Raw genomic sequence first — 21,273 nt, forward strand, 5'->3', positions numbered from 1 at the left:
CGGGGATGGATCGCTTTGCGCGCCTCGCCATGTACGCGGCCTTGCTGCTGGGCCTCGTCCTCACCGCGACGCCGCTCTTGTGGATGGTGTCGGCGTCGTTCATGGCGAGCGGCGAAGCCAGCGCCTATCCGCCGCGGCTGTTGCCGGCGGATCCGACGCTGGAGCACTACACGGCGCTGTTCTCCCGCATGAACCTGGCGCGCTACGCCCTCAACAGCGCCTTGCTGGCGACCGCCATCACCGTGACCTCGCTGTTCATCAACTCGATGGCCGGGTATGCCTTCGCCAAGCTGCGCTTTTTCGGGCGGGACCGCATCTTCAAGGCGTTGCTGGCGGCCCTGGTCATTCCGGTGCAGGTGACGATGCTGCCGCTGTTCCTGATGCTGAAGGAGATGGGCCTGGTCAACACCTACTGGGGCGTTCTCATCCCCGGCATGGCCAGTATCTTCGGCGTTTTCCTCATTCGCCAGTACGCCCTGTCGATCCCGGACAGCCTGCTCGACGCGGCGCGCATCGACGGCGCCGGCGAGTTCCGCATCTATTGGTCGCTGGTGTTGCCGCTCATCAAGCCGATCCTGGTGACCCTCGCCCTGTTCACCTTCATGGGCGCCTGGAACGACTTCATGTGGCCGCTGATCGTGCTGACCGACGATTCGATGTACACGCTGCCGGTGGCGCTCGCCAATCTGTTGGGCGAGCACGTTCAGGACACGGAATTGATGATGGCCGGGTCGGTGCTGACGATCTTGCCCGTCACTTTGCTTTTCATCGTGCTGCAGCGCGCCTACGTGGAGGGCATCATGATGGGCAGCCTCAAGGACTAGTGCACAGAGCCGTTCGAATGATTCGGTCGAATGGGTCAGAGTGTGCACGAGAATCAAGAGTTGCGTGCAGCAATGGTGCATTCAGGGAATGCCCGGTCGCCCGCAATCGTCTGTATCTAGAGCGCCGAGGGGCGCCTAAAAGTCGGAGAACCGAAGATCGGAGGATGATGTGAGGTTTGGCAATGTGTGCTCTGCAGGAGTCCGGAACGCGTCCGTTGCAATTGCGCTCTGGCTGGCGGTCGTCGTCATGAGCGCGGGCGCCGCGTGGGCTGAACCGGTGGTTCTGGACGACTTCGAGAACCTCGAAGGGTGGACGGCGATACCCTCCAAAGGGGTGGATGTCGAAATCGCGCAGGACGAGGGCCAGGACGGCATGGCCATGCGCATCGACTTCGATTTCCACGGCAACTCAGGCTTCATCATCGTGCGCAAGACGTTGACGATGGCGATGCCGACGAACTTCGCATTCCACTATAGCATCCGCGGCACGTCGCCCCCCAACGCCTTTGAGTTCAAACTGGTCGATCCGACGGCCATGAACGTGTGGCGCACCCATGAGCGCTCGTATGAGTTCCCGCGACAGTGGAAGCGCGTCGCGGTAAAGCGGCGGCATCTGGATTTCGCATGGGGACCCGCGGGCGATCACCTGCGCGAGGTCGGCGCGATCGAGTTCGCCATTTCATCCGGAGAAGGAGGCAAGGGCTCGGTCTGGATCGACCGGCTCACTTTCGAGGAGCGCCTCGGCATCGACGGCGACGTCTGGCCGCCCAATGTGCGGGCCTCCTCCACGTTCGAGGGGTTCGACGCGCAACGGGCCGTCGACGGTGACCCCGCCACCCAGTGGAAGAGCGGGACGCTGTCCGAGAACCAGTGGTATCTCATGGATTTCCAGAACCTGCGCGAATACGGCGGGCTGGTCATCGACTGGGATCTGGACGACTACGCCAACGCCTACGACGTGCAGGTGTCTGACGACGGCAGCGACTGGCAGACCGTGATCAGAATCCCTGCCAGCAACGGCGGGCGGGATTACGTCTCGCTGCCGGATATGGAATCGCGCTACCTGCGGCTCGACCTGAAACGCAGCAGCCGCGGCCGCGGCTACGGCATCGCCGGCATATCGGTGCAGCCGTACCAGTTCTCGGCCACCCCCAACCAGTTCTTCGAGTCCGTCGCGCGGGATGCCAAGCCCGGACTCTATCCGCGCTACCTCCTTGGCCAGCAGAGCTACTGGACGGTCGTCGGCGTCGCGGGCGATGACCGGGAGGCGCTCGTCAACACCGACGGCATGATCGAGGTCCAGAAGAACCGCTTCTCCATCGAGCCGTTCGTCTATGTGGACGGCAGCCTGGTGACATGGCGCGATGTGGAGACCTCCCAGGAGCTGGAGGACGGCTACCTGCCGATCCCGTCGGTGACCTGGACACATCCCGCTTTCCGGCTGAAAGTCACGGCGATCGCCGCCGGACGGCCAGGCGAGTCGTCGCTCTATCTCCGCTATCGGCTGCGCAACATCAGCGAGCGGGCCCAGTTGTTCGACCTTTATCTCGCGGCCCGGCCGTTCCAGGTCAGCCCGCCGTGGCAATCCCTCAACTTCCAGGGCGGCGCCACCACCATCTCCAGGATCGCCTACAAGGACGGCGTGGTGAAAGTCGATGACGACAAATTCATCGTGCCGCTGTCGAAGGCCGACCAATTCGGCGCATCGCGGTTCATGGACGGCAACATCACCGAACACCTGCGCAACGGCATCCTGCCGATCGCCGTGTCGGCCGACGACGAGCTGGGGTATGCCTCCGGCGCACTCGGCTACCGGCTTGATCTACCGCCCGGCGGGGTGCGGGAGATCTTCGTGCGCGTACCGTTCCACGCCCTCGACCCCAATGCGCCGGCCGGTCTCAGCGACGAGGAAGCGCTCCGCCGCTGGACCACCGTTTTCCTCGACACCAAGGAGGAATGGCGGCGGGTGCTGAACCGTGTCGTCGTGGAACTGCCGTCCTCGGCCCGTGATTACGTCAACACCATCCGCTCTACCCTCGCCTACATTCTCATCAACGCCGACGGCCCGGCCCTGCAGCCCGGACCCCGCGCCTACGAGCGGAGCTGGATTCGCGATGGGTCGCTGACGTCGGCGGCGCTGTTGCGGCTCGGGCACCCGGAGAAGGTGCGGGATTTCATCCGCTGGTATTCGACGTTCCAGTTCGAAAGCGGTCGATTTCCCTGCTGCATCGACTGGCGCGGCGCCGACACCGTGCCCGAGAACGACAGCAACGGCCAATTCATCTACCTTCTCGCCGAGTACTACCGATTCACCCGCGACGTCGGCCTGGTCAGCGAACTGTGGCCGATCCTCGTCAAGACCGTGGACTACATCGAAGTCATGGTCCACGAGCGCATGACGGACGAATACCGGACCCCGGAGACGCTCGCCCTCTACGGTCTGGTTCCGGACTCCATCAGCCATGAGGGCTATTCGTCCAACCCGGCGCACGCGTACTGGGACAATTTGTTCACTCTGTTGGGTCTAAAGGAAGCCACCATGCTGGCGGCGGCGGTCGGCGAACGCGAAGCGGCGGAGCGGTTCGCCCGGCTCCGGGATCGCTTCCGGGAGACGCTTTATGCGTCCATGCTGCGCAGCATCGAGCAGCACCGCATCGACTTCATTCCAGGCGCGGCCGATCTCGGCGACTTCGACTTCACCGCGACGGCCATCGCCGTCGATCCGGTAGGCGAATTGCGCTACCTGCCGCAACCGGCGTTCGACCGGACCCTTGATCTGTACTTCGACTACTTCGACGCTCGCAAGGACAATCGCGGCCACCAGGACAACTACGCGCCCTACGAGATCCGCATCGTCCGCGCGCTCGTACGTATGGGGGCGATCGACCGCGCCCACGAACTGCTCGCCTTTTTCATGCAGGGGCAGAGGCCGCAGGCGTGGAACCAGTGGGGCGAGATCGTGTGGCTGGATCCCGATGCGCCGCGCTTCGTCGGCGACATCCCGCACACCTGGATCGGCGCCGAATATGTCAGCGCGGTGCTCGCCATGCTGGCCTACGAGCGGGAGGGCGACGAGGCTCTCGTCATCGGCGCTGGAGTGCGGCCCGAATGGGCTGCCAGCGACGGCGGCGTGGCTGTCAAGAGGCTGCCGACCACCGCGGGCACCCTCAACTACAGGATGCGGCTGCGCGACGACGGCGCCCTCTCCGTCGACATGACCGGCGACATCCGGGTGCCGCCGGGCAAGATCATCGTCACCTCGCCCCTCGACCAGCCGCCCGTCAGCGTCACCGTCAATGGTCAGGATGCGAGTGGCCTCGACGGCAAGACCGCGACGATCGACCGCTTCCCCGCGCACGTCGTGTTCCGTTACCAGTAGCCGCAGTTCAACCGCAGGTCACAGGTCGGGATGTCCAGCTTCCACAAGCTCAGCAACGGCCGGTTCACGACGCACATTTCGCGCGCCGGGACGGGATACGCCGCGTGCGGCGACATCGCACTGACCCGCTGGTCCGGCGACCGCATCGAGGATCGGGACGCTCAGGTCCTCTATATTCGGGATCTCGATAGCGGCGCCTTGTGGTCCATCGGTCGCCAGCCGGCCGGCGCCGGCGCGGAGCGCTATCGAACCCGGCTCAGCCCGGAGCGGGTGGAAATCCGCCGGTCCGACGACGGCGTCGACACTGTCATGGAACTGTGCGTCACAGCCGCTGACCCGGTCGAACTCCGCCGCTATACCATCACCAACCGCAGCGACCGCGCCCGACGCCTGGATGTCACCGGCTATGCGGAGTTGGTGTTGGCGCCGCCAGCCGCGCACGCCTCCCATCCAGTGTTCTCCAAGCTGTTCGTGCAGACGGCGTGGGACGCGGAGCGCGCCGCGCTGATCGCCTTGCGGCGGCCCCGCGGAGCGGACGACGCGGTGGTCGGAGCGGTGTCCTGGCTGGCGGCGGCGGGGGGTCCGCCTGGCGGCATCGAGCATGAAACAGACCGGCTGCGCTTCATCGGGCGCGGACGCACCGCCGCAAATCCGCGCGCGGTAACCGAAGGAGGGCCACTATCGGGAACCGTCGGCAACGTCCTTGACCCCGTGTTCGCGCTCCGAACGACCCTTGCGATCGAGCCGGGAGAGTCCCGCACTTTCGCCATCGGGCTGGCGGCCGTCACGTCGCGTGTCGCGGCCGAAGACATCGTCGATCGCTACCGAACGCCGGCGGATGTCGACGCCGCATTCATGAGCTTGCCCGGGGCGGCCGCAGACCCGCCGCCGGACCAACCGCCCGTGGAGGAGTGGGAGGGCGTACCGGCGGCAACCCCCCGCTTCGCCCCGCTCGCTCCGTCGCCGTCGGTCGAGGCAGCGTGGCCGGGCGCCGGCGACCTGATGTTCGACAACGGCTACGGCGGGTTTACCAGGGACGGCCGTGAATACGTCATCCGTGTCGGCCCGGAGCAGCGACCCCCGCTGCCGTGGACACACGTGGTTGCCAATGAAATGTTCGGGTTCATCGCCTCCGAGAGCGGCGCCGGATTCACGTGGGCGGTCAACAGCCGGCTCAACCGGCTGACCCCCTGGTTCAACGATCCGGTGTCCGATCCGTACGGCGAAGCCCTCTATCTGCGTGACGAGGACGCCGGCGCTTTCTGGTCGCCGCTGCCGGGTCCAGCGGCCAGCGGAGCCCCGTCCACCGTCCGCTATGGCTTCGGCACCTGCCGTTACATCCAAACCTGCGCAGACCTGCACCAGCGCGTCCTGATGTTCGTTCCGCTCGAAGACCCGGTGAAGATCATCCGCCTTACCCTCGGCAACCACGACGACGAGCGGAACCGGCGGCTGAGCGTCTTCGCCTATTTCCGGCTGGTGCTCGGCGATCAGTCAGTTGACCAGGACGACCCCGAAGAGCCCGTGGCCCGGACCTGGCGGGACGAGGAGACCGGCGCCCTGATGGCGTCCTCGCCCGCCCGCGCGGATTTCGCGGAACGAGTGGCGTTCGCCGCCGTGGTCGCGTCGGCGGCGGGCGGGGCGACGATGACCACCGACCGCGCGTCGTTCATCGGCCGCTTCGGCTCGCCCGAGCGGCCGGCGGCGGTGATGCGCGAGACCGGCCTGGACGGCCGCTCCGGAGAGCAGGCCGATCCGTGCTTTGCGTGGCACGTCCCGGTGGCGCTGGCGGCCGGCGGCAGCGAGGCGTGCACGTTTCTGCTCGGGGAAGCCGAGGATGTGGAGGCGGCGCGGGCGCTGGTGCGCCGCTACCGCGAGGCGGGCGCCATCGATACCGCACTCAACAACGTGAAGCAGTTCTGGAGCGACACTCTAACCGTGGTGCAGGTGAAGACGCCGGTGCCGGCCGTCGACGTGATGGCCAACGGCTGGCTCCTCTACCAGGTCATAAGTTGCCGCCTTTGGGCGCGCTCGGCGTTCTATCAGTCGGGCGGCGCCTATGGGTTTCGCGACCAACTGCAAGACTCCGCTGCACTCGTTTCCGTTCGGCCCGACTTGACCCGCAAGCAGATCCTGTTGCACGCCGCCCATCAGTTCGAGGAGGGCGATGTGCTGCATTGGTGGCACCCGCCGCTGAGCCGCGGCATGCGCACCCGCTTTGCCGACGACCTCCTGTGGCTGCCGTTCATCACCGCGTCCTACATCGAGGCGATTGGCGAATACGATATCCTCGACGAGGCGGTGCCGTTCATGACCGCACCGCCGCTGGAGGACGGCGCCGACGAGGTATACCTGCAGCCGACCGTCAGCGACCGCTCGGCCAGCCTCTACGAGCACTGCTGCCGGGCGTTGGATCGGTCCCTGACCGCGGGGGCGCACGGGCTGCCACTGATGGGCACCGGCGACTGGAACGACGGCATGAACCGGGTCGGTCGCGAAGGCCGCGGCGAGAGTGTCTGGCTCGGGTTCTTTCTCTACCAGATCCTCCACCGGTTCCTGCCGTTCTGCCGGCAGCGGGGTGACGCCCGCCGCGCGGAAGCGTACGAGGCCTATCGTACGCGACTGGCCAACGCCCTCAACGACGCCGGGTGGGATGGCGGCTGGTATCGGCGCGCGTATTACGACGACGGCGCCCCGCTCGGCTCGGCGGCCGGGGACGAGTGCCGGATCGACGCGCTCGCGCAGGCTTGGGCGGTGATTTCCGGCGCCGCCCCGCGGGATCGCGGCGAGCAGGCGCTGGACGCTCTGGAAACGCACCTGATTTCCGATCAGGATCGGCTCATTCGCCTGCTCACGCCGCCGTTCGAGCACACCCCCCACGACCCGGGCTATATCAAGGGCTATGTGGCCGGTGTCCGGGAAAACGGCGGACAGTACACCCACGCGGCGATGTGGGTGGTGCAGGCGATGGCGGAAGCCGGCCGCCCCGACCGCGCCGCCGAGCTTCTCGAGATGCTGAGCCCGGTCAGCCACGCCGCGACGCGAAAGGACGCCGACGTCTATATGGTGGAACCCTACGTGGTGGCTGCCGACGTCTACGGCGCCGCGCCCCACGTCGGACGCGGCGGCTGGACATGGTACACCGGCGCCGCCGGCTGGATGTACCAGGTCACGCTTCAGTGCATCCTGGGTGTTGCAATCGAAGGCGATTACTTGGTGATGACGCCGCGTCTGCCGCACACCTGGCCGGGTTTCGAACTGCGCTACCGGTGCCCCGACGGCCATACGGTCTACGAAGTCCATGTGGTAAGCGGACCGAACCGCAGGGACGAAACCGTCTCGGCCGTGGTTCTGGACGGCCGGAAGATTGATGCCGACGATGATAAGATTCGATTTTGCTGCCAGAATGACGGTCTGCTGCATGTCGTAACGGTCACCGTTGAGTAGCGTACAGCGCTGTCAGGTGGACAAGCCGCGGAGGCAACCGCCTTTGCTTTGGATCATGTCTGCATAAAGGCGGCCGCTGGCCTTGATGGTGCGTTGCTGGGTGGCGAAATCCACATGCACCAGGCCGAACCGCTTCGAGAAGCCCCACGCCCACTCCAGGTTGTCCAGCAGAGACCACGCGAAATAGCCGCGCAGATCGACCCCGTGGCGGATGGCGTCGTGGGCGGCGAGAAGATGATCGCGAAGGTAGTCGCAGCGCGGCGCATCGTCGACGATGCCGCCGACCGGATCGGGATCGTCGAACGCAGCGCCATTCTCGGTCACGTAGAGCGGTATGTCGCCGTAGCGGCTCTTGATCCGGATCAGGATGTCGCGGAGCCCCTGCGGGTAGATTTCCCAGTCCAGCGCCGTGTGGGCCGAGGCGTCCTGACGCACGGGGCGGGCGCCGACCGGCCAGCACGAGGGATCGTGCCGCACCACGGCGCGCGAATAATAGTTGATCCCGAGAAAGTCGATGGGCTCGCGAAACAGGTCCGCGTCCGCCTGCGAAGGCTCGACCCAGCCTTCCGGGAAGATCTCCCGCATCTCGTCCGGGTACCGGCCGAAGAAGATCGGATCGAGGAACTGACGGTTGACATAGCCGTCGGCGCGGCGAAACGCGGCCATGTCGGCATCATGATCCGTCGCCGGCATTTTAGGCTCCAGGTTGACGGCGATGCCGATGCGCTGCTTGCCGATCGCCCTGTAGCGGCGGACCGCCTCGCCGTGAGCACGCAACAGGTTCCGGGAGGCCAGCACCGGCTCGAATGCGCTGCGATGACCGGGCGCATGCACGCCGTGCAGGTAGCCCGCGTCACAGACAACCCATGGCTCGTTGAGGGTGACCCAGAACCGCACGCGATCGTCGAGAGCCCGGAACAGCACCTCCGCGTAGTCCGCGAACCACTGCGCGATGTCCGGGTTGAGCCAGCCGCCGCGGTGATCGAGAGCGGCCGGCAGATCCCAGTGATAGAGCGTCGCCATCGGCTGAATGCCGGCAGCGAGCAGACCATCGACGAGGCGGTCGTAGAATCCGACGCCGGCCTTGTTCACCGGGCCGGTTCCCGCCGGCAACACCCGGCTCCACGACACGCTGAAGCGGTACGCCTGCAGGCCGAGACGCTGCATCAGCGCGATGTCGCCATGGTACAGGTGGTAGTGGTCGCAGGCGACGTCGCCGGTGTCGCCGTCGACCGTGGTACCGGGTGTGTGGGTAAAGTGGTGCCAGATGCTGGGGCCAGCGCCGTCGGCGAGCGGTGCGCCCTCGATCTGGTAGGCCGATGTGGCCGCGCCCCAGAGGAAACCCGGAGGAAAAGCCGGAGCGTCTTGCGGCCTACTCAAAAAATCTCTCTTCGCCGAGCATCGGCAACACGTTGGCCGCCACCGGGTCGGCGGCGAAATAGCGTTGCACCGCGCCGTCCCGCAGGTAGTTGGTGATGGCGAGAAAGATCATCGCCTGGTCGAGGGCGAGGTACTTGTAGGCGACGCGCCCGGTCTTCGGATCGACGGCGTCGTAGAAGCCGAAGTCTCCGTATACGTCGTAGAGGTCGGCCAGCCGGCGCAGGTTGGCGATGGCCGGCTCGGGATCGACAACCAGCGCCAGCGCCGATGCGTGCGGCGTAACGACACCGGCGGCGTAGCCCGCGCTGCCGAGGGTGGCGACCCCGTATTCGCCGTAGGCATCGCTGTCGACGCGCGAGCTGGGCGACATGCCCCACACCGGATAGTCGAGGACGTCGAGCGCGTACTGTCGGTGGAGCGCCACGTGGCGACCATTGTTGAGGCCGAAGCTGAACGGCGCCAAATCCTGCTCATCGACCACCAGCGTCGGCATCAGCGCTTCGAACATGCTGCCGCCCCACGACGGCACGTAGCGGATGGCGCCGCTTTCATAATAGCCGCCGAGATACTTGACGCCGCCGGCGTGCTTGGTGGTGCGGGCCACGGGCATCATCGACTGCCATGCGTAGTCCGTCGGATCGAGGGTGCGATTGAGCCGGTACCAGTGTTCCCTGGGCACATCGCCCTTGCCGATGGCGATCAGGCTGGCCAGCCGCGCCTCGGTGTAGACCAGCCCATAGTGATACTCGGACGGCCCATTCAGATTGACGTAGAAGCCGTGCGACAGGAGCTGCTCGACGTCGTCGTACAGCCACCCGAAATCCGCCTGCTCGATCAGCCGCGTCGCGCGGTCGTGGACGCTGGGAAAAGCGGAGCGCGCCACCATCAGCCCGGCTGTCAGCCACGCTGAGTCGATGGACGAAATGAAATTGCTGGTCCGCTCCAGGGTCGTGGTGTCGTAGTAATTGTAGAAAAAGCCGCGGAACGTCTCCAGCTTCTCCAGGGTCGAGAGCGTGCGGTTCAGTATCGCCTCCGCTTCCTCGCGGCTGATGAACTCCAGTTCGGCGGCGGCGGCGATGGCCATCAGGTAGACGCCGATGTTGGTGACGTTGGTGTAATCGCCGATGCGGGACCGCTCGGGGTCGACGGTCTTGGCCGGAAAGGCGACGGTGTCCAGCGGCAACCCGTGCTCCCGGTCGGTCAAAGCATGCAATCCCGTCCAGGTGTCGCGGGCGATGCGCAGCAGAAGGGCGCGGTCGTCTGCAGGCTGATCCAGCTCGGCGAGCAGTCGGTCAGGCCAGCCGTTGAGCCGGCCGTGGATCTGGCGGCGAAATGCCTTCGGATCGCCGATCTCCCGCTCGATCGCCGCCTTCCGCGCCGGGATGACCGGATCGCTGGCCGACGGGCCCGGGTGCCCGGTCTTGACGAGGGCGATGTCGTCGATCAGCACCGCGCCCTGCCGAGGTCCCGGCCTGCGCGAATCCAGGGTGACCCGAAACTCCTGCAGGTCGCTCCAGTCGCCGATCCCGTTCATCTCGTTCAAGGGAACGGTGACGTGCCGCCAGTTCTCGCTGAGGTCGGAGACGACGACGCTGCCGCTCTGCAGCATTCCGGCGCGGCGCATTTTCTCGGGCTTGAGGAAACCCGCCTTGAGCGATTCGGCATACCCGCTCGCCGCGTCGCCTTTGATGCGGAACTGCAGGTGATCGTAGTTCGACGCATCCAGACCGGCGAGGAAGGTGCTGGCGCCCGCCTGGGATCGGGACCCTTCGGCGAATGCATAGGCGATGCGCAGCGCGCCGCCGCCCGCCGGATCAGAGCCCGCGGCGAGGCCGACGGTGGATATGGCCGGGCCGCGGGCCCAGGCGGTCGTCTGACCGCCGAGGCGATTGGCCAGCTCATCTTGATCAAAATCGTGAACAACGAGGCGCGGCTGCATGGCCCTGTTAGAAGAAGAAGCACTTGCAGCGTACGCCGCAAACGCGCCGAGGAAACTCCATCCCAGAGCAATGAAGAACACCAGACGCTTCATCGCTCGCCGCCACTCCTTACGCCCGCAACCACATTCCGTCACATCCATATCCCGCACCTCGCGTCCATACCGCCGTCATGGCCGCGAGCAATTTGCGGGTCGGAACTGCCGCCGAGAAACTACCATATCTGGGAGGTTCCACCTGCGATGAGTGTGCAGACCTGAGTTGCAGGGGGAGGGCAGGGACATCGTCACATGAGAGACGCCGCTGGCGTTCACGCCGCGAAACCTCTTCCTGCTGCCGCGATGGCCGGTTGCGCTCACATCGGTACTGATGACAAAGTGAACGGCAGCAAGGCTATAACGATGATATCGTCATGACCGGCCCGGCAACGGCAAACACTGCGAACACCCGCCGACGCTCGCCCTTCTTTCCCAAGGGACGGCAGGTCGAACCCGGCCGCCTCGCCGAGGTCCGCGCTCTGCTCGGCGATCGGCCGCGACGGCGCGACCTGCTGATCGAGTTTCTGCATCGGATTCAGGATCGATTCGGCCACATCTCGGCCGGCCACCTCGCCGCCCTCGCCCACGACATGGGGCTTGCGCAGGCGGAGATCTACGAGGTGGCGACGTTCTACGCCCACTTCGACGTGATCAAGGAGGGAGAGAGCGCGCCACCACCGCTCACGGTGCGCGTCTGCATGGGCTTGGTCTGCGAGATGGCCGGGGCACAGCGGCTGCGGCAGGACTGCGCCGGCCTCGGCGGCGGCGTGCGGATTGTCGAGGCGCCGTGCGTCGGCGCCTGCGACCGGGCGCCGGTGGCGGTGGTCGGCAAACGCCAAGTCGCCTGCGCCCGCGCCGATGCGGTGCACGCGGCCGTCATGGCTGGTCGCACCGATCCGGAAATTCCGGCGTACCGGAGCTTCGACGCCTATGGCGCCGGCGGCGGCTATCGGGTAATGCGCGCCGCGATCAGCGGGCAACGCTCGCGGGACGCGTTGCTGGCCGAGGTCGAGGCGTCTGGTCTCCGCGGCCTCGGCGGCGCCGGCTTTCCCGCCGGCCGCAAGTGGCGGTTCCTGCAGGGCGCGCCGAAGCCGCGTGTGCTCGCCGTGAATGCCGACGAGGGCGAGCCGGGAACCTTCAAGGACCGCTGGTGTCTCGATACCGATCCGCACCGTCTCATCGAGGGGGCGCTCATCGCCGCCTGGGCGGTGGAAGCGGAAGAGATCTACATCTACGTTCGCGACGAATACGCCCAGGCCCACGCCGTGCTCCCGGTGGAAATCGACAAGGTCCGCGCCGCGGGTCTCGCAAACGGAGTAGCCATCCATCTGCGGCGGGGCGCCGGCGCCTACATCTGCGGCGAGGAGTCGGCGATGCTGGAGAGCCTGGAGGGCAAGCGCGGCCTGCCCCGCAACCGGCCGCCGTTCCCGGCCGAGCGCGGCCTCAACGGCCGCCCGACCCTGATCCACAACGTCGAGACCCTGTTCTGGCTGCGGGAGATCCTCGAACAGGGAGCGGAGGCCTACCAGCGTGCCGGGCGGCCGCGCCTTTATTCGGTGTCGGGGCGGGTCGCGCGCCCCGGCGTCGTGGTGGCGCCGGCGGCGGTTACGGCGCGGCAGCTTGTGGAGGAACGCGCCGGCGGCATGCTGCCGGGCCACGCCTTCAAGGCCTACCTCCCAGGCGGCGCCTCCGGCGGGATATTGCCGGCGGAACTGGCCGATCTGCCTCTGGATTTCGGACATCTGGAGCCGCACGGCTGCTTCGTCGGCTCCGCCGCGGTGATCATCCTGTCCGACCGGGACGACATTCGGCCGGTCGCCGCCAACCTGCTCCGCTTCTTCGAGGACGAGAGCTGCGGCCAGTGCACGCCGTGCCGGGTCGGCTGCGAAAAGATGCTGGCGCTGATCAACGCGCCGGTGTGGGACACGGCGCTGATCCGGGAGTTGAGCCAGGCGATGCGCGATGCGTCCATCTGCGGGCTCGGGCAGGCGGCGCCGAACCCGGTTCTGAGCGCGCTGCGCTTCTTCGGGGAGGAGGTGGCTCGATGACCGCGCCGCTGCGATTTCTTCTCGACGGCGTCGACGTCGAGGCGGAGGCGGGGGAGACGATCTGGCAGGTGGCCAGGCGCCGCGGCGCCGTCATTCCGCACCTCTGCCACCGCGACGCGCCGGACTACCGGCCGGACGGCAACTGCCGCGCCTGCATGGTGGAAATCGAGGGAGAGCGGGTGCTGGCGCCGTCATGCCTCCGCAAGCCGACGCCCGGCATGGTCGTCTCCACCAACTCGGAACGGGCCCGGACGGCCCGGCGGATGGTGCTCGAACTGCTCATGGCCGACCAGCCGGCACTTGACCAGGCTCACGATCCGGACTCCCTGTTCTGGCGGTGGGCGGGGGAGGCCGGGCTCGCCTCCAGCCGCTTCCGCCCGCGCCTCCGCCCGGCTCCGGATCGCTCGCACCCCGCCATGGCGGTGCACCTCGACGCCTGCATCCATTGCACCTTGTGCGTTCGCGCCTGCCGGGAGGTGCAGGTCAACGACGTCATCGGCATGGCCGGGCGCAACCACCACGCCCGTGTGGCGTTCGACTTCGGTGACCCCATGGGCGACAGCACCTGCGTCGCCTGCGGCGAATGCGTCCAGGCCTGCCCGACCGGCGCCCTGATGCCCGCGAACCTCGTCGACGCCGCCGGGCTGCGAACCGCGCGCGCCGACCGCTCCATCGACTCGCTCTGTCCCTGGTGCGGCGTCGGCTGCCAGGTCACCTACCATGTCCGCGACGATGCCATCATCGCCGCCGACGGCCGCGACGGCCCGGCCAACCGCAACCGGCTGTGCGTCAAGGGCCGCTTCGGTTTCGACTATGGCGCGCACCCGCATCGGCTCACGCGGCCGCTGATCCGCCGCGACGGCGTCGGCAAGGACCCGTCGGCCACCACCGACGCCGGGCATCCGCTGATCCACTTCCGCGAAGCGACCTGGGAGGAGGCGCTCGAGCGCGCCGCCGCCGGTCTCAGCCGCATCCGGGATCGCGACGGTCCCGCCGCCTTGGCCGGGTTCGGCTCGGCCAAGGGCTCCAACGAGGAGGCGTATCTGTTCCAGAAGCTGGTGCGGGTCGGCTTCGGCACCAACAATGTCGACCACTGCACGCGCCTCTGCCACGCTTCGTCGGTCGCCGCCCTGATGGAGGGGATCGGCTCCGCCGCGGTCAGCGCGCCGTTCACCGCTGCGGCGGACGCCGACGTCATCGTCGTCATCGGCGCCCGGCCGGCCCAGAACCACCCGGTTGCCGCGACGTTCATCAAGAACGCCGTCAAGCGCGGCGCCAAGCTGATCGTCATCGACGCCCGCCGCCAGGGCCTGTCCCGGCATGCCGACCACGTGCTGCAGGTTCGGCCCGGAACCGACGTTGCGCTCTTGTCGGCGATGATCCACGCCATCATCGAGGAGGGACTGGCAGACGCGCAGTACGTCGCCGGCTTCACGGAGGGATTCGACGAACTTAAGGCGCGCGTCGCTGCGTTCGCGCCGGAGACGATGGCGGCCGTCTGCGGCATCGCCGCCGAGACCATCCGCACGGTGGCGCGTCTCTACGCAACGGCGAAGCGCTCCATCCTGTTCTGGGGCATGGGCATCTCGCAGCACGTGCACGGCACCGACAACGCCCGCTGCCTGATCGCGCTGGCGCTGATCACCGGCCAGGTCGGCCGCCCCGGCACCGGCTTGCATCCGCTCCGCGGTCAGAACAACGTCCAGGGCGCCTCCGACGTCGGCCTCATTCCGATGGTCTACCCGGACTACAAGTCGGTGGAGGACCTCGAAACCCGGCGCTTCTACGAAGAGTTGTGGAGCGCGGAACTGGACGGGACGCGTGGCCTCACCGTCGTCGAGATCATCAATGCCGCCTACGATCGCGTCATCAAGGGCATGTATATCATGGGCGAGAACCCGGCGATGTCCGATCCGGACGCCCGCCACGCCCGCGAGGGGCTGGCGGCGCTGGAGCATCTGGTGGTGCAGGACATCTTCCTCACCGAGACGGCGGCTCTTGCCGACGTGGTGCTGCCGGCGTCCAGCTTCTTCGAGAAGACCGGGACGTTCACCAACACCAACCGCCAGGTGCAACTGGCGCGGGCCGCCCTGCCGCTGCCGGGAGACGCCCGACAGGACCTGTGGATCCTCCAGGAGATGGCCCGACGGCTGGGGCTGGACTGGACCTATGGCCATCCGCGCGACGTGTTCGCCGAGATGCGGAAGGGCATGCCGTCGATCCGCGGCATTACCTGGGAGCGACTGGAGCGCGACGGAAGCGTCACCTACCCGTGCGACGACGAAGGCGAGCCAGGCCACGAGATCATCTTCGGCGACGGCTTCCCGACCGCCAGCGGTCGCGGCCGCTTGGTGCCGGTGGACCTGGTGCCGCCGGACGAGGTGCCCGACGCTTCCTATCCGCTGGTGCTGACCACCGGGCGGCTGCTGGAGCACTGGCACACCGGCGCCATGAGCCGCCGGGCGGCGGTCCTCGACGCGCTCGAGCCTGTCGCCGTCGCCAGCCTGCATCCGAACGAAATGGCGCGGCACGGCGTCATCGCCGGCGATGCGGTGCGGTTGTCGACCCGCCGCGGCGCCATCGAGGCCCGGGTCCGCGCCGACGGCGACGTTGCGGAGGGCATGGTGTTCATGCCGTTCTGCTACGCCGAGGCCGCGGCCAACCTGCTCACCAACCCACGACTGGATCCGCTCGGCAAGATCCCCGAGTTCAAATTCTGCGCGGCGCGGCTCGAACGACTGGCCGCGGCGGGATAATTCCGCTGATCGTGGACTCTTGTGCGAGACGACGCCATCGCCGGTCGCCGCGCTTTGTTTTTCGGGTCAAGACCCGTATCATGAATGAGGCAAAAATCGGGCGATCCGAAAAGAAACCGTGCAACGACATGGGACCAGTTTGGGGGAAATGATGTCGAGAGCGTACCAAACCGGCCTGGGGCTCGTCATCTTCAAGACACTGTGGCTTTCAAGTCTTGTTGTCATGTTCGTGCTCATGGCCGCGGCTTTGCCACGCGCCGAACCGGCGGATCCGCAGTCTGACGGGCGGGATGTCCTGCGCGCCGAGGCTTTGGCGGGCGATGGCGCGTCGCAGTTCCGGCTGGGGGAGACGCTTCTCAACGATCCTGCGAACTTGGACGATCTTTTGGACGCTTACGCGTGGTTCGTGCTCGCCGACCGCAACGGCCATGCCCGCGCCCGCTATTACAAGCGCGGCATGGAAAACGTCCTTGACGAACAACAGCAGGACCAGGTCGCGAAGCGGGTCGCGGAGTTGACGGCGGCGATGGAACAGGGACGGGTTCCGAACCCGGCCAGTGACAGCAAGGTTGCGGCGGCGGATGCGGCGCCTGCACCGGAGGACGACGCCGAACAGACGGAGAGCGGTGATGGGCCGACTGATGCTGAGTCCAGAAGCGCCGGCAGCCCGGAAGAACCGAAGTCTGCGGATCTGCAGGAGGCGCCGGGTGCGGCCGACGCCGCTGCTGCCTCGGCAGCCGATACCGATGGACCGGCGGAGCAGGGAGCAGAGCCGGCAACCGGGCCGGTAGCGGCAGATGAAAAAACCGTGCCGCCGACTGACGATGGCGACGGTGCAGAGGATCAACGGGCCGAACCTACGGCGCCCGATGAAGCGGAAACTCCCGCGAGCGGCGACAACGACAGCGCCGGTGGACCGGCGTCAGCCGCCGCCATCGAGGCAGATCAACCGCGCGCGGAAGAACCCACGATGGAACCGCCATCCGCAATGGAGGAGTCGCGCCGCGGGGCGGATGATGCGGAGCCGAGGGATCAGCCATCCTCATCCGTCGACGGGAGGGTCGAGGAGGAGGCGCGCCGCGAGCACGAAGCTCCTGATGCGGCGGAGGACCGTCGCGACATTCAGGAACCGGCGACTCCCCCGGATGAGGCCGCGCCGGCGGCTCCCCCGGTTGAGGCCGCGCCGGCGACTCCCCCGGTCGAGGCCGCGCCGGCGGCTCCCCCGGTTGAGGCCGCGCCGGCGGCCGTGGCCGCCTTCGATCCGGGCCCGCTGATTGTTCGCGGCCGGGCGCTGCTCGCTCAGGGGGATATCGTCTCGGCCCGTGCGCTGTTCGAACTGGCCGCCGACAACGGCAGCGGCGAAGCCGCCCTGCTCACCGGAAAGACCTACGACCCAAGGTTCGTCGCCGATCATAAGGCAGTGGGCCTTCGGGGCGACGCGGAGCAGGCCCGTCGCTGGTACCGCACGGCGATCAGCATGGGCGCAACCGAGGCGCAAGCGGCGCTGGACGGCCTCTCTCCATGACCTGACGCCGACCGCAACCTGCAACGGCCCGCCCGCCGTCTGGTCACGCGGTATCGAGCGGCGCGCGTCGGCGTCCCGTCATTGTCCTTCAGTGGCGGCGGGTTCGGAGCGGTTCGCGTTGAGCCAGTCCTCCGCCGGGGCGAAGCGCCGCCAGCCCGGGACCTCCGCGCCAAGGTTGACATCCTGCCATTTCGGGTGGCGGGGAGGCTGCCGGAACGCCGCGATGTTGTCGAAAAAGCCGCGAACGAACGTGGCTGTCTTTTCGTAACGGGGATGCTGCGCATCCCAGTTGTAGACGGCCATGACTGCACCGACCGCGATCGTCGGGACGGCGTCCCCGTCGCCGATCAGCGCGGGGTAGTCTTCGTGCCGAAGCCTCCCCGGCAGATACGTTTCGAGTAGCGCCGGGCTCGGCGGGATCGGCACGAAATGGAGGGCGCTATCGCCGCCCACGTCGGCGAAGAGGCGCGCCGGCTTGCCTGCCACATAGACCAGCGCGTCGATCTCGCCCGCCTTCAGCTTTTCCAGCGCCAGCGCCTGATCGAAGTGGGTCGGCTCCACGTCGATCCCGAGGGACTCGAACACTGTCGTCGCGGTCATGAACGTGCCGCTGCCCTTGACGTCGAAGTTCACCTTGCGCCCTGCCAGATCCTCGACGCCGCTGATGTCGGCGCCGGCGAGCAAATGGAATTCCTCGTTGTAGAGCTTGGTGATGTAACGAATGCGTTCGTGGATCGTCGGGTGGGTGCGGGTGTTCTCCATGAAGCGCAACACATCCGACTGGACGATGGCGACGTCGACGCCCTTCAAATACAACACGTCCGTGATGTTCTGAACCGAGCCCTTGCCGAGGATCGCCAGCACCCGCAGCGTCTGATCCTCCCGGTCCAGCACGTCGGCCAGATCGGCGGCGATGCGGATGTAGGTGCCGGAGACGCCCCCCGCGACGATGCCGACTGTGCCCTGATTGACCTGTTCGCGAAGCTGCAGCGCCACCCGGCCTCCGTCCTGCGCCTGCGCCGCTCCGGCAAAGCCGAAACCGCCAACGCCGAGCACGCCCAGGCCGAGAACCCCGAAGCATGCCGCCAGTATTGCCCACCGTCGTTTCATGACCCGCCGTGCCCCCTCATGACACCGTTTTCAAGCTCGCATGACCCCGCCATACTATCCCCCACGCCGCCCCCAAGTCACACGTCTTGCGCCCGCGTTGCGGACTCCGGCTCGCGGCGACCATGTCAGGGCAGAGCCCCCGCCCCGCCTCCCGATTCGCACGCCCGCAGGGGGCGCCACTGTTCCCCAAAGGAATCGGGCGAATGGGGTCGGCGGCAATAACGGTTGCGAGGTCGTCCCGGTTGTCCCATGCGGCGAGGTCGGGTGTTGACCCGGAGCCGTAATACTGATCGTCCCAGCGCTTCGTCTGATCCCAATTGACATAGCAGACATGGATTGAGACCTTCTGCGGCGTTTCAGGCTCCAAACGACCACAACGGCCCTAGGAGGGTAATTGAGAATGCCCAAGGCGAAACATTTGACCCGGGTTATGTTTCACATTGTTGTGTCGCGGATATACGGTAGTATTGTGAAAGCACGCTAAATCGATATCGCTGCCCGAAAAGCTGAAACAGAATTGGTAATTCTGTTTCAGAGATCCGTATCAGGAAAACCGATCTGATATGCACCGAGCCCGTCTGGAATGCCTCCTGCTTCCACCAGTTGATCTTTGCGTCGGCTGCTCCCTTGGGCGTGAGCAGAGCCGAATCGGTGCCTCTGGTGAGCCTAACTGGACACCTCGAAATACCGGTTAATTGAGGCCTGCCGGAGTTGTACGATAGGTGTCCCTTCTGAGGAGAAGTCGTTTTTGGCCTAATTTGCGGGTTTTCCGGCTGTTTTGGTTGCTTTTTCGAACTGGCCACCATTGGTGTGGAGTATGAATGACCCACAATATGTTGTGGCCCCCCGGTGAAGTTCCGGGTAGTATCAAGGCCGGCGGAGGGAGTGCGATGGCACGCGGCGAACTAATGAAAAAGCTGCTCCTGAGCTACGGTCGTGACGATGAGTTCCGGACCGTGGTGGAGCAAATCATTGACGAAGAAGAGCAGAAGAACAATCGCGTTTTGGCCCGGTCGTTGCGCAAAGCGTTGGAAGGCGTGGCGGCTAGGCCTCAATCGAAAGGATTGACGCGTCTTATCTCTTTTCCTGATGACGCAAACGAGTTCATCCAGCGGGTCGAGCCACGTTACCGTGCCGAAGATATCCTTCTGAGCAGTGAGAACGTGAGGCTACTCTCCGGAATGATCGAAGAATTCCGGCGGGCAGAGGTGATCAAACGTCATGGTTTGCCGGTTCGATCGAAGCTGCTGTTTTGTGGCCCACCGGGGACTGGCAAAACGCTGTGTGCTGAGGTTTTCGCCGGCAAGCTCGGGATGCCGTTTTTTCACGTCAAACTCGACCGGCTAGTTTCATCCTTTCTGGGCGAAACAGCGACAAATATTCGCAAGACGTTCGAGTTCGCGCGTCGTCAGCCTTGTGTTCTGTTCTTCGATGAGTTCGATGCGATCGCGCGTTCCCGTGAGGAAGGCAACGATCACAGCGAGTTGCGTCGAGTGGTCAACAGCTTACTGATCTTTATCGATCAGATTCAGCCTGGCGGGTTTTTGATTGCAGCGACCAATCTCGACAGCCACCTTGATCCTGCGATCTGGCGGCGATTTGATGAAGTGGTCTGGTTCGATCATCCTGACGAGGTAATGGTCCGGAGATATGTAATCAATGCGTTTAAGAATACGGCTGTCGATTTTGAAGTCGAAGATGTTATCCAGAGTCTCGCAGACTATTCCTACGCGGAGTTAGAGAAGATCTGCAATCAGGCAAAGAAACTTTCTTTGCTCGACCACCGGAAGTCGATCTCAAAGAAGGATTTTCGCGAGGCGGTCCGCTATGCCGAACGGCGACGGTTGCGTATAAGGAAGCTGACCAATCAATCGTGAGGAACTAATTGCCCCAGTTCAATCACCTTCAGTTGGTGCGTCTGCCCGAGAGGTTTGAGCGACGCAAGACCGGTAGACCTCCTCCGGTCCCAAGGCAGGGGGGCGGCCACGGCGCCAGAGTGCGCCAGGAAATCGATCAGGCAATCGCCGATCAGAGGGCGCAGCAACGCCCCCCGCAATTCGTCGACCCATCTCTAATACTGCGTGTTCAAATGCATGGCCTCCCGATGGAGGAAGATTGGGAGCGGCTCGGACTGACGCTTCTGGCGACCGATGACGACAATACGCTCGTCCTGTTCTCTTCGAACGACGATCTGAGGGATTTTCGCACGCGACTGGATGCCTATGAGGGCGTTATCCCAGAGGGCCAGGCGGGACGTCGCTACGAGGGGTTTATCAACCGCATTGGCGGCATTGGAACGATCACACCACGTGATCGGCTTGGTGTCCGAGCGAAAGAGGAAGGTTTTACCGAAGTAACGGATTTTCAGAACGAAGAACTCTACACTGTCGACGTCGAGCTTTGGGAAATCGGCCCGCAAGCGGCGCGACGGGCGGTGGCGGAACAGATCATCGCATTTGTAGAGGACCGCGGCGGTGAGATGTTCGATCACTACACGGGGCCCTCGATCACTATTGTTCGCATTCAGGCAAGGGGCGATGCGATCCGCCCGCTCCTATCGATCCCGCAAGTGGCTTTCGTAGACTTACCACCACAACCGGACCTTCGGGCGAACGAACAGGTGGCCGTAGCGCTTGACCAGGTTCCGGATGTTGCGCCAATCGATCAGGATTTGCCTCTGATAGCCGTTCTCGATAGCGGCGTGAACTACCACCCGTTCCTCGAAGACGCAATCGTGGCGCGTGAGGCGTTTCCTGCCGAACTCGGCGAGGCTGACGTTTGGGGCCACGGGACACCCGTCGCCGGGATCGCCGCGATGGGTGATCTGCG

Annotated in this window: 11 protein-coding genes; 8 read left to right on the forward strand and 3 right to left on the reverse strand. The window is 65.8% G+C overall.

Translation table 11 applies throughout. From position 1 onward, the window contains the following. Positions 1-5 precede the first annotated feature (5 nt). The 3 genes from IPM60_07685 (at position 6) to IPM60_07695 (ending at position 7,650) form a co-directional block, all read left to right on the forward strand. Positions 6-824: a carbohydrate ABC transporter permease gene (locus IPM60_07685; protein ID MBK8907776.1), complete on the forward strand. Its 819-nt coding sequence runs from the start codon at positions 6-8 to the stop codon at positions 822-824. A gap of 247 nt (positions 825-1,071) precedes the next feature. Next, positions 1,072-4,203: a discoidin domain-containing protein gene (locus IPM60_07690; protein MBK8907777.1), complete on the forward strand. Its 3,132-nt coding sequence runs from the start codon at positions 1,072-1,074 to the stop codon at positions 4,201-4,203. A 30-nt stretch (positions 4,204-4,233) separates the two neighbouring features. After that, positions 4,234-7,650 carry a glycosyl transferase gene (locus tag IPM60_07695; protein ID MBK8907778.1) on the forward strand — a complete coding sequence of 1,139 codons (3,417 nt, stop codon included), beginning with the start codon at positions 4,234-4,236 and terminating at the stop codon, positions 7,648-7,650. A 12-nt stretch (positions 7,651-7,662) separates the two neighbouring features. Here IPM60_07695 and IPM60_07700 read toward each other — a convergent pair whose 3' ends face one another. Continuing rightward, complete coding sequence (locus IPM60_07700) at positions 7,663-9,030, reverse strand: beta-glucosidase (GenBank protein MBK8907779.1); 1,368 nt, start codon at positions 9,028-9,030, stop codon at positions 7,663-7,665. Further along, positions 9,023-11,062: a DUF3131 domain-containing protein gene (locus IPM60_07705; protein ID MBK8907780.1), complete on the reverse strand. Its 2,040-nt coding sequence runs from the start codon at positions 11,060-11,062 to the stop codon at positions 9,023-9,025. Before IPM60_07705 ends, IPM60_07700 begins: the two co-directional genes overlap by 8 nt. 317 nt (positions 11,063-11,379) lie before the next feature. Between IPM60_07705 and IPM60_07710 the strand changes: the two genes are divergently transcribed. The 3 genes from IPM60_07710 to IPM60_07720 all read left to right on the forward strand — a co-directional run bounded on the left by IPM60_07710 (position 11,380) and on the right by IPM60_07720 (position 17,334). Beyond that, on the forward strand, positions 11,380-13,053 hold the full coding sequence (locus tag IPM60_07710) for an NAD(P)H-dependent oxidoreductase subunit E (GenBank protein MBK8907781.1): 1,674 nt from the start codon (positions 11,380-11,382) through the stop codon (positions 13,051-13,053). After that, positions 13,050-15,809, forward strand: a complete 2,760-nt coding sequence (gene fdhF, locus IPM60_07715; protein MBK8907782.1) for a formate dehydrogenase subunit alpha — start codon at positions 13,050-13,052, stop codon at positions 15,807-15,809. The genes IPM60_07710 and fdhF overlap by 4 nt, the downstream gene beginning before the upstream one ends. A gap of 151 nt (positions 15,810-15,960) precedes the next feature. After that, a complete protein-coding gene (locus IPM60_07720) occupies positions 15,961-17,334 on the forward strand; it encodes a hypothetical protein (GenBank protein ID MBK8907783.1) in 1,374 nt (457 codons plus the stop codon). 78 nt (positions 17,335-17,412) lie between these two features. Here the strand turns inward: IPM60_07720 and IPM60_07725 are convergent, their stop codons facing one another. Next, on the reverse strand, positions 17,413-18,444 hold the full coding sequence (locus tag IPM60_07725; GenBank protein ID MBK8907784.1) for a TAXI family TRAP transporter solute-binding subunit: 1,032 nt from the start codon (positions 18,442-18,444) through the stop codon (positions 17,413-17,415). Between the two features lie 890 nt (positions 18,445-19,334). Here IPM60_07725 and IPM60_07730 point away from each other — a divergent pair. Together IPM60_07730 and IPM60_07735 are read left to right on the forward strand one after the other, a co-directional pair. Then, the gene (locus tag IPM60_07730; GenBank protein ID MBK8907785.1) at positions 19,335-20,321 is read left to right on the forward strand and encodes an ATP-binding protein; all 987 of its coding nucleotides are present in this window, start codon (positions 19,335-19,337) and stop codon (positions 20,319-20,321) included. 227 nt (positions 20,322-20,548) lie between these two features. Next, positions 20,549-21,273 (forward strand): hypothetical protein (locus IPM60_07735; GenBank protein MBK8907786.1); only part of this gene is annotated, 725 nt, incomplete at its 3' end.

The organism is Rhodospirillales bacterium, from assembly GCA_016710335.1.
GTDB lineage: Bacteria > Pseudomonadota > Alphaproteobacteria > Rhodospirillales > Defluviicoccaceae > JADJXQ01.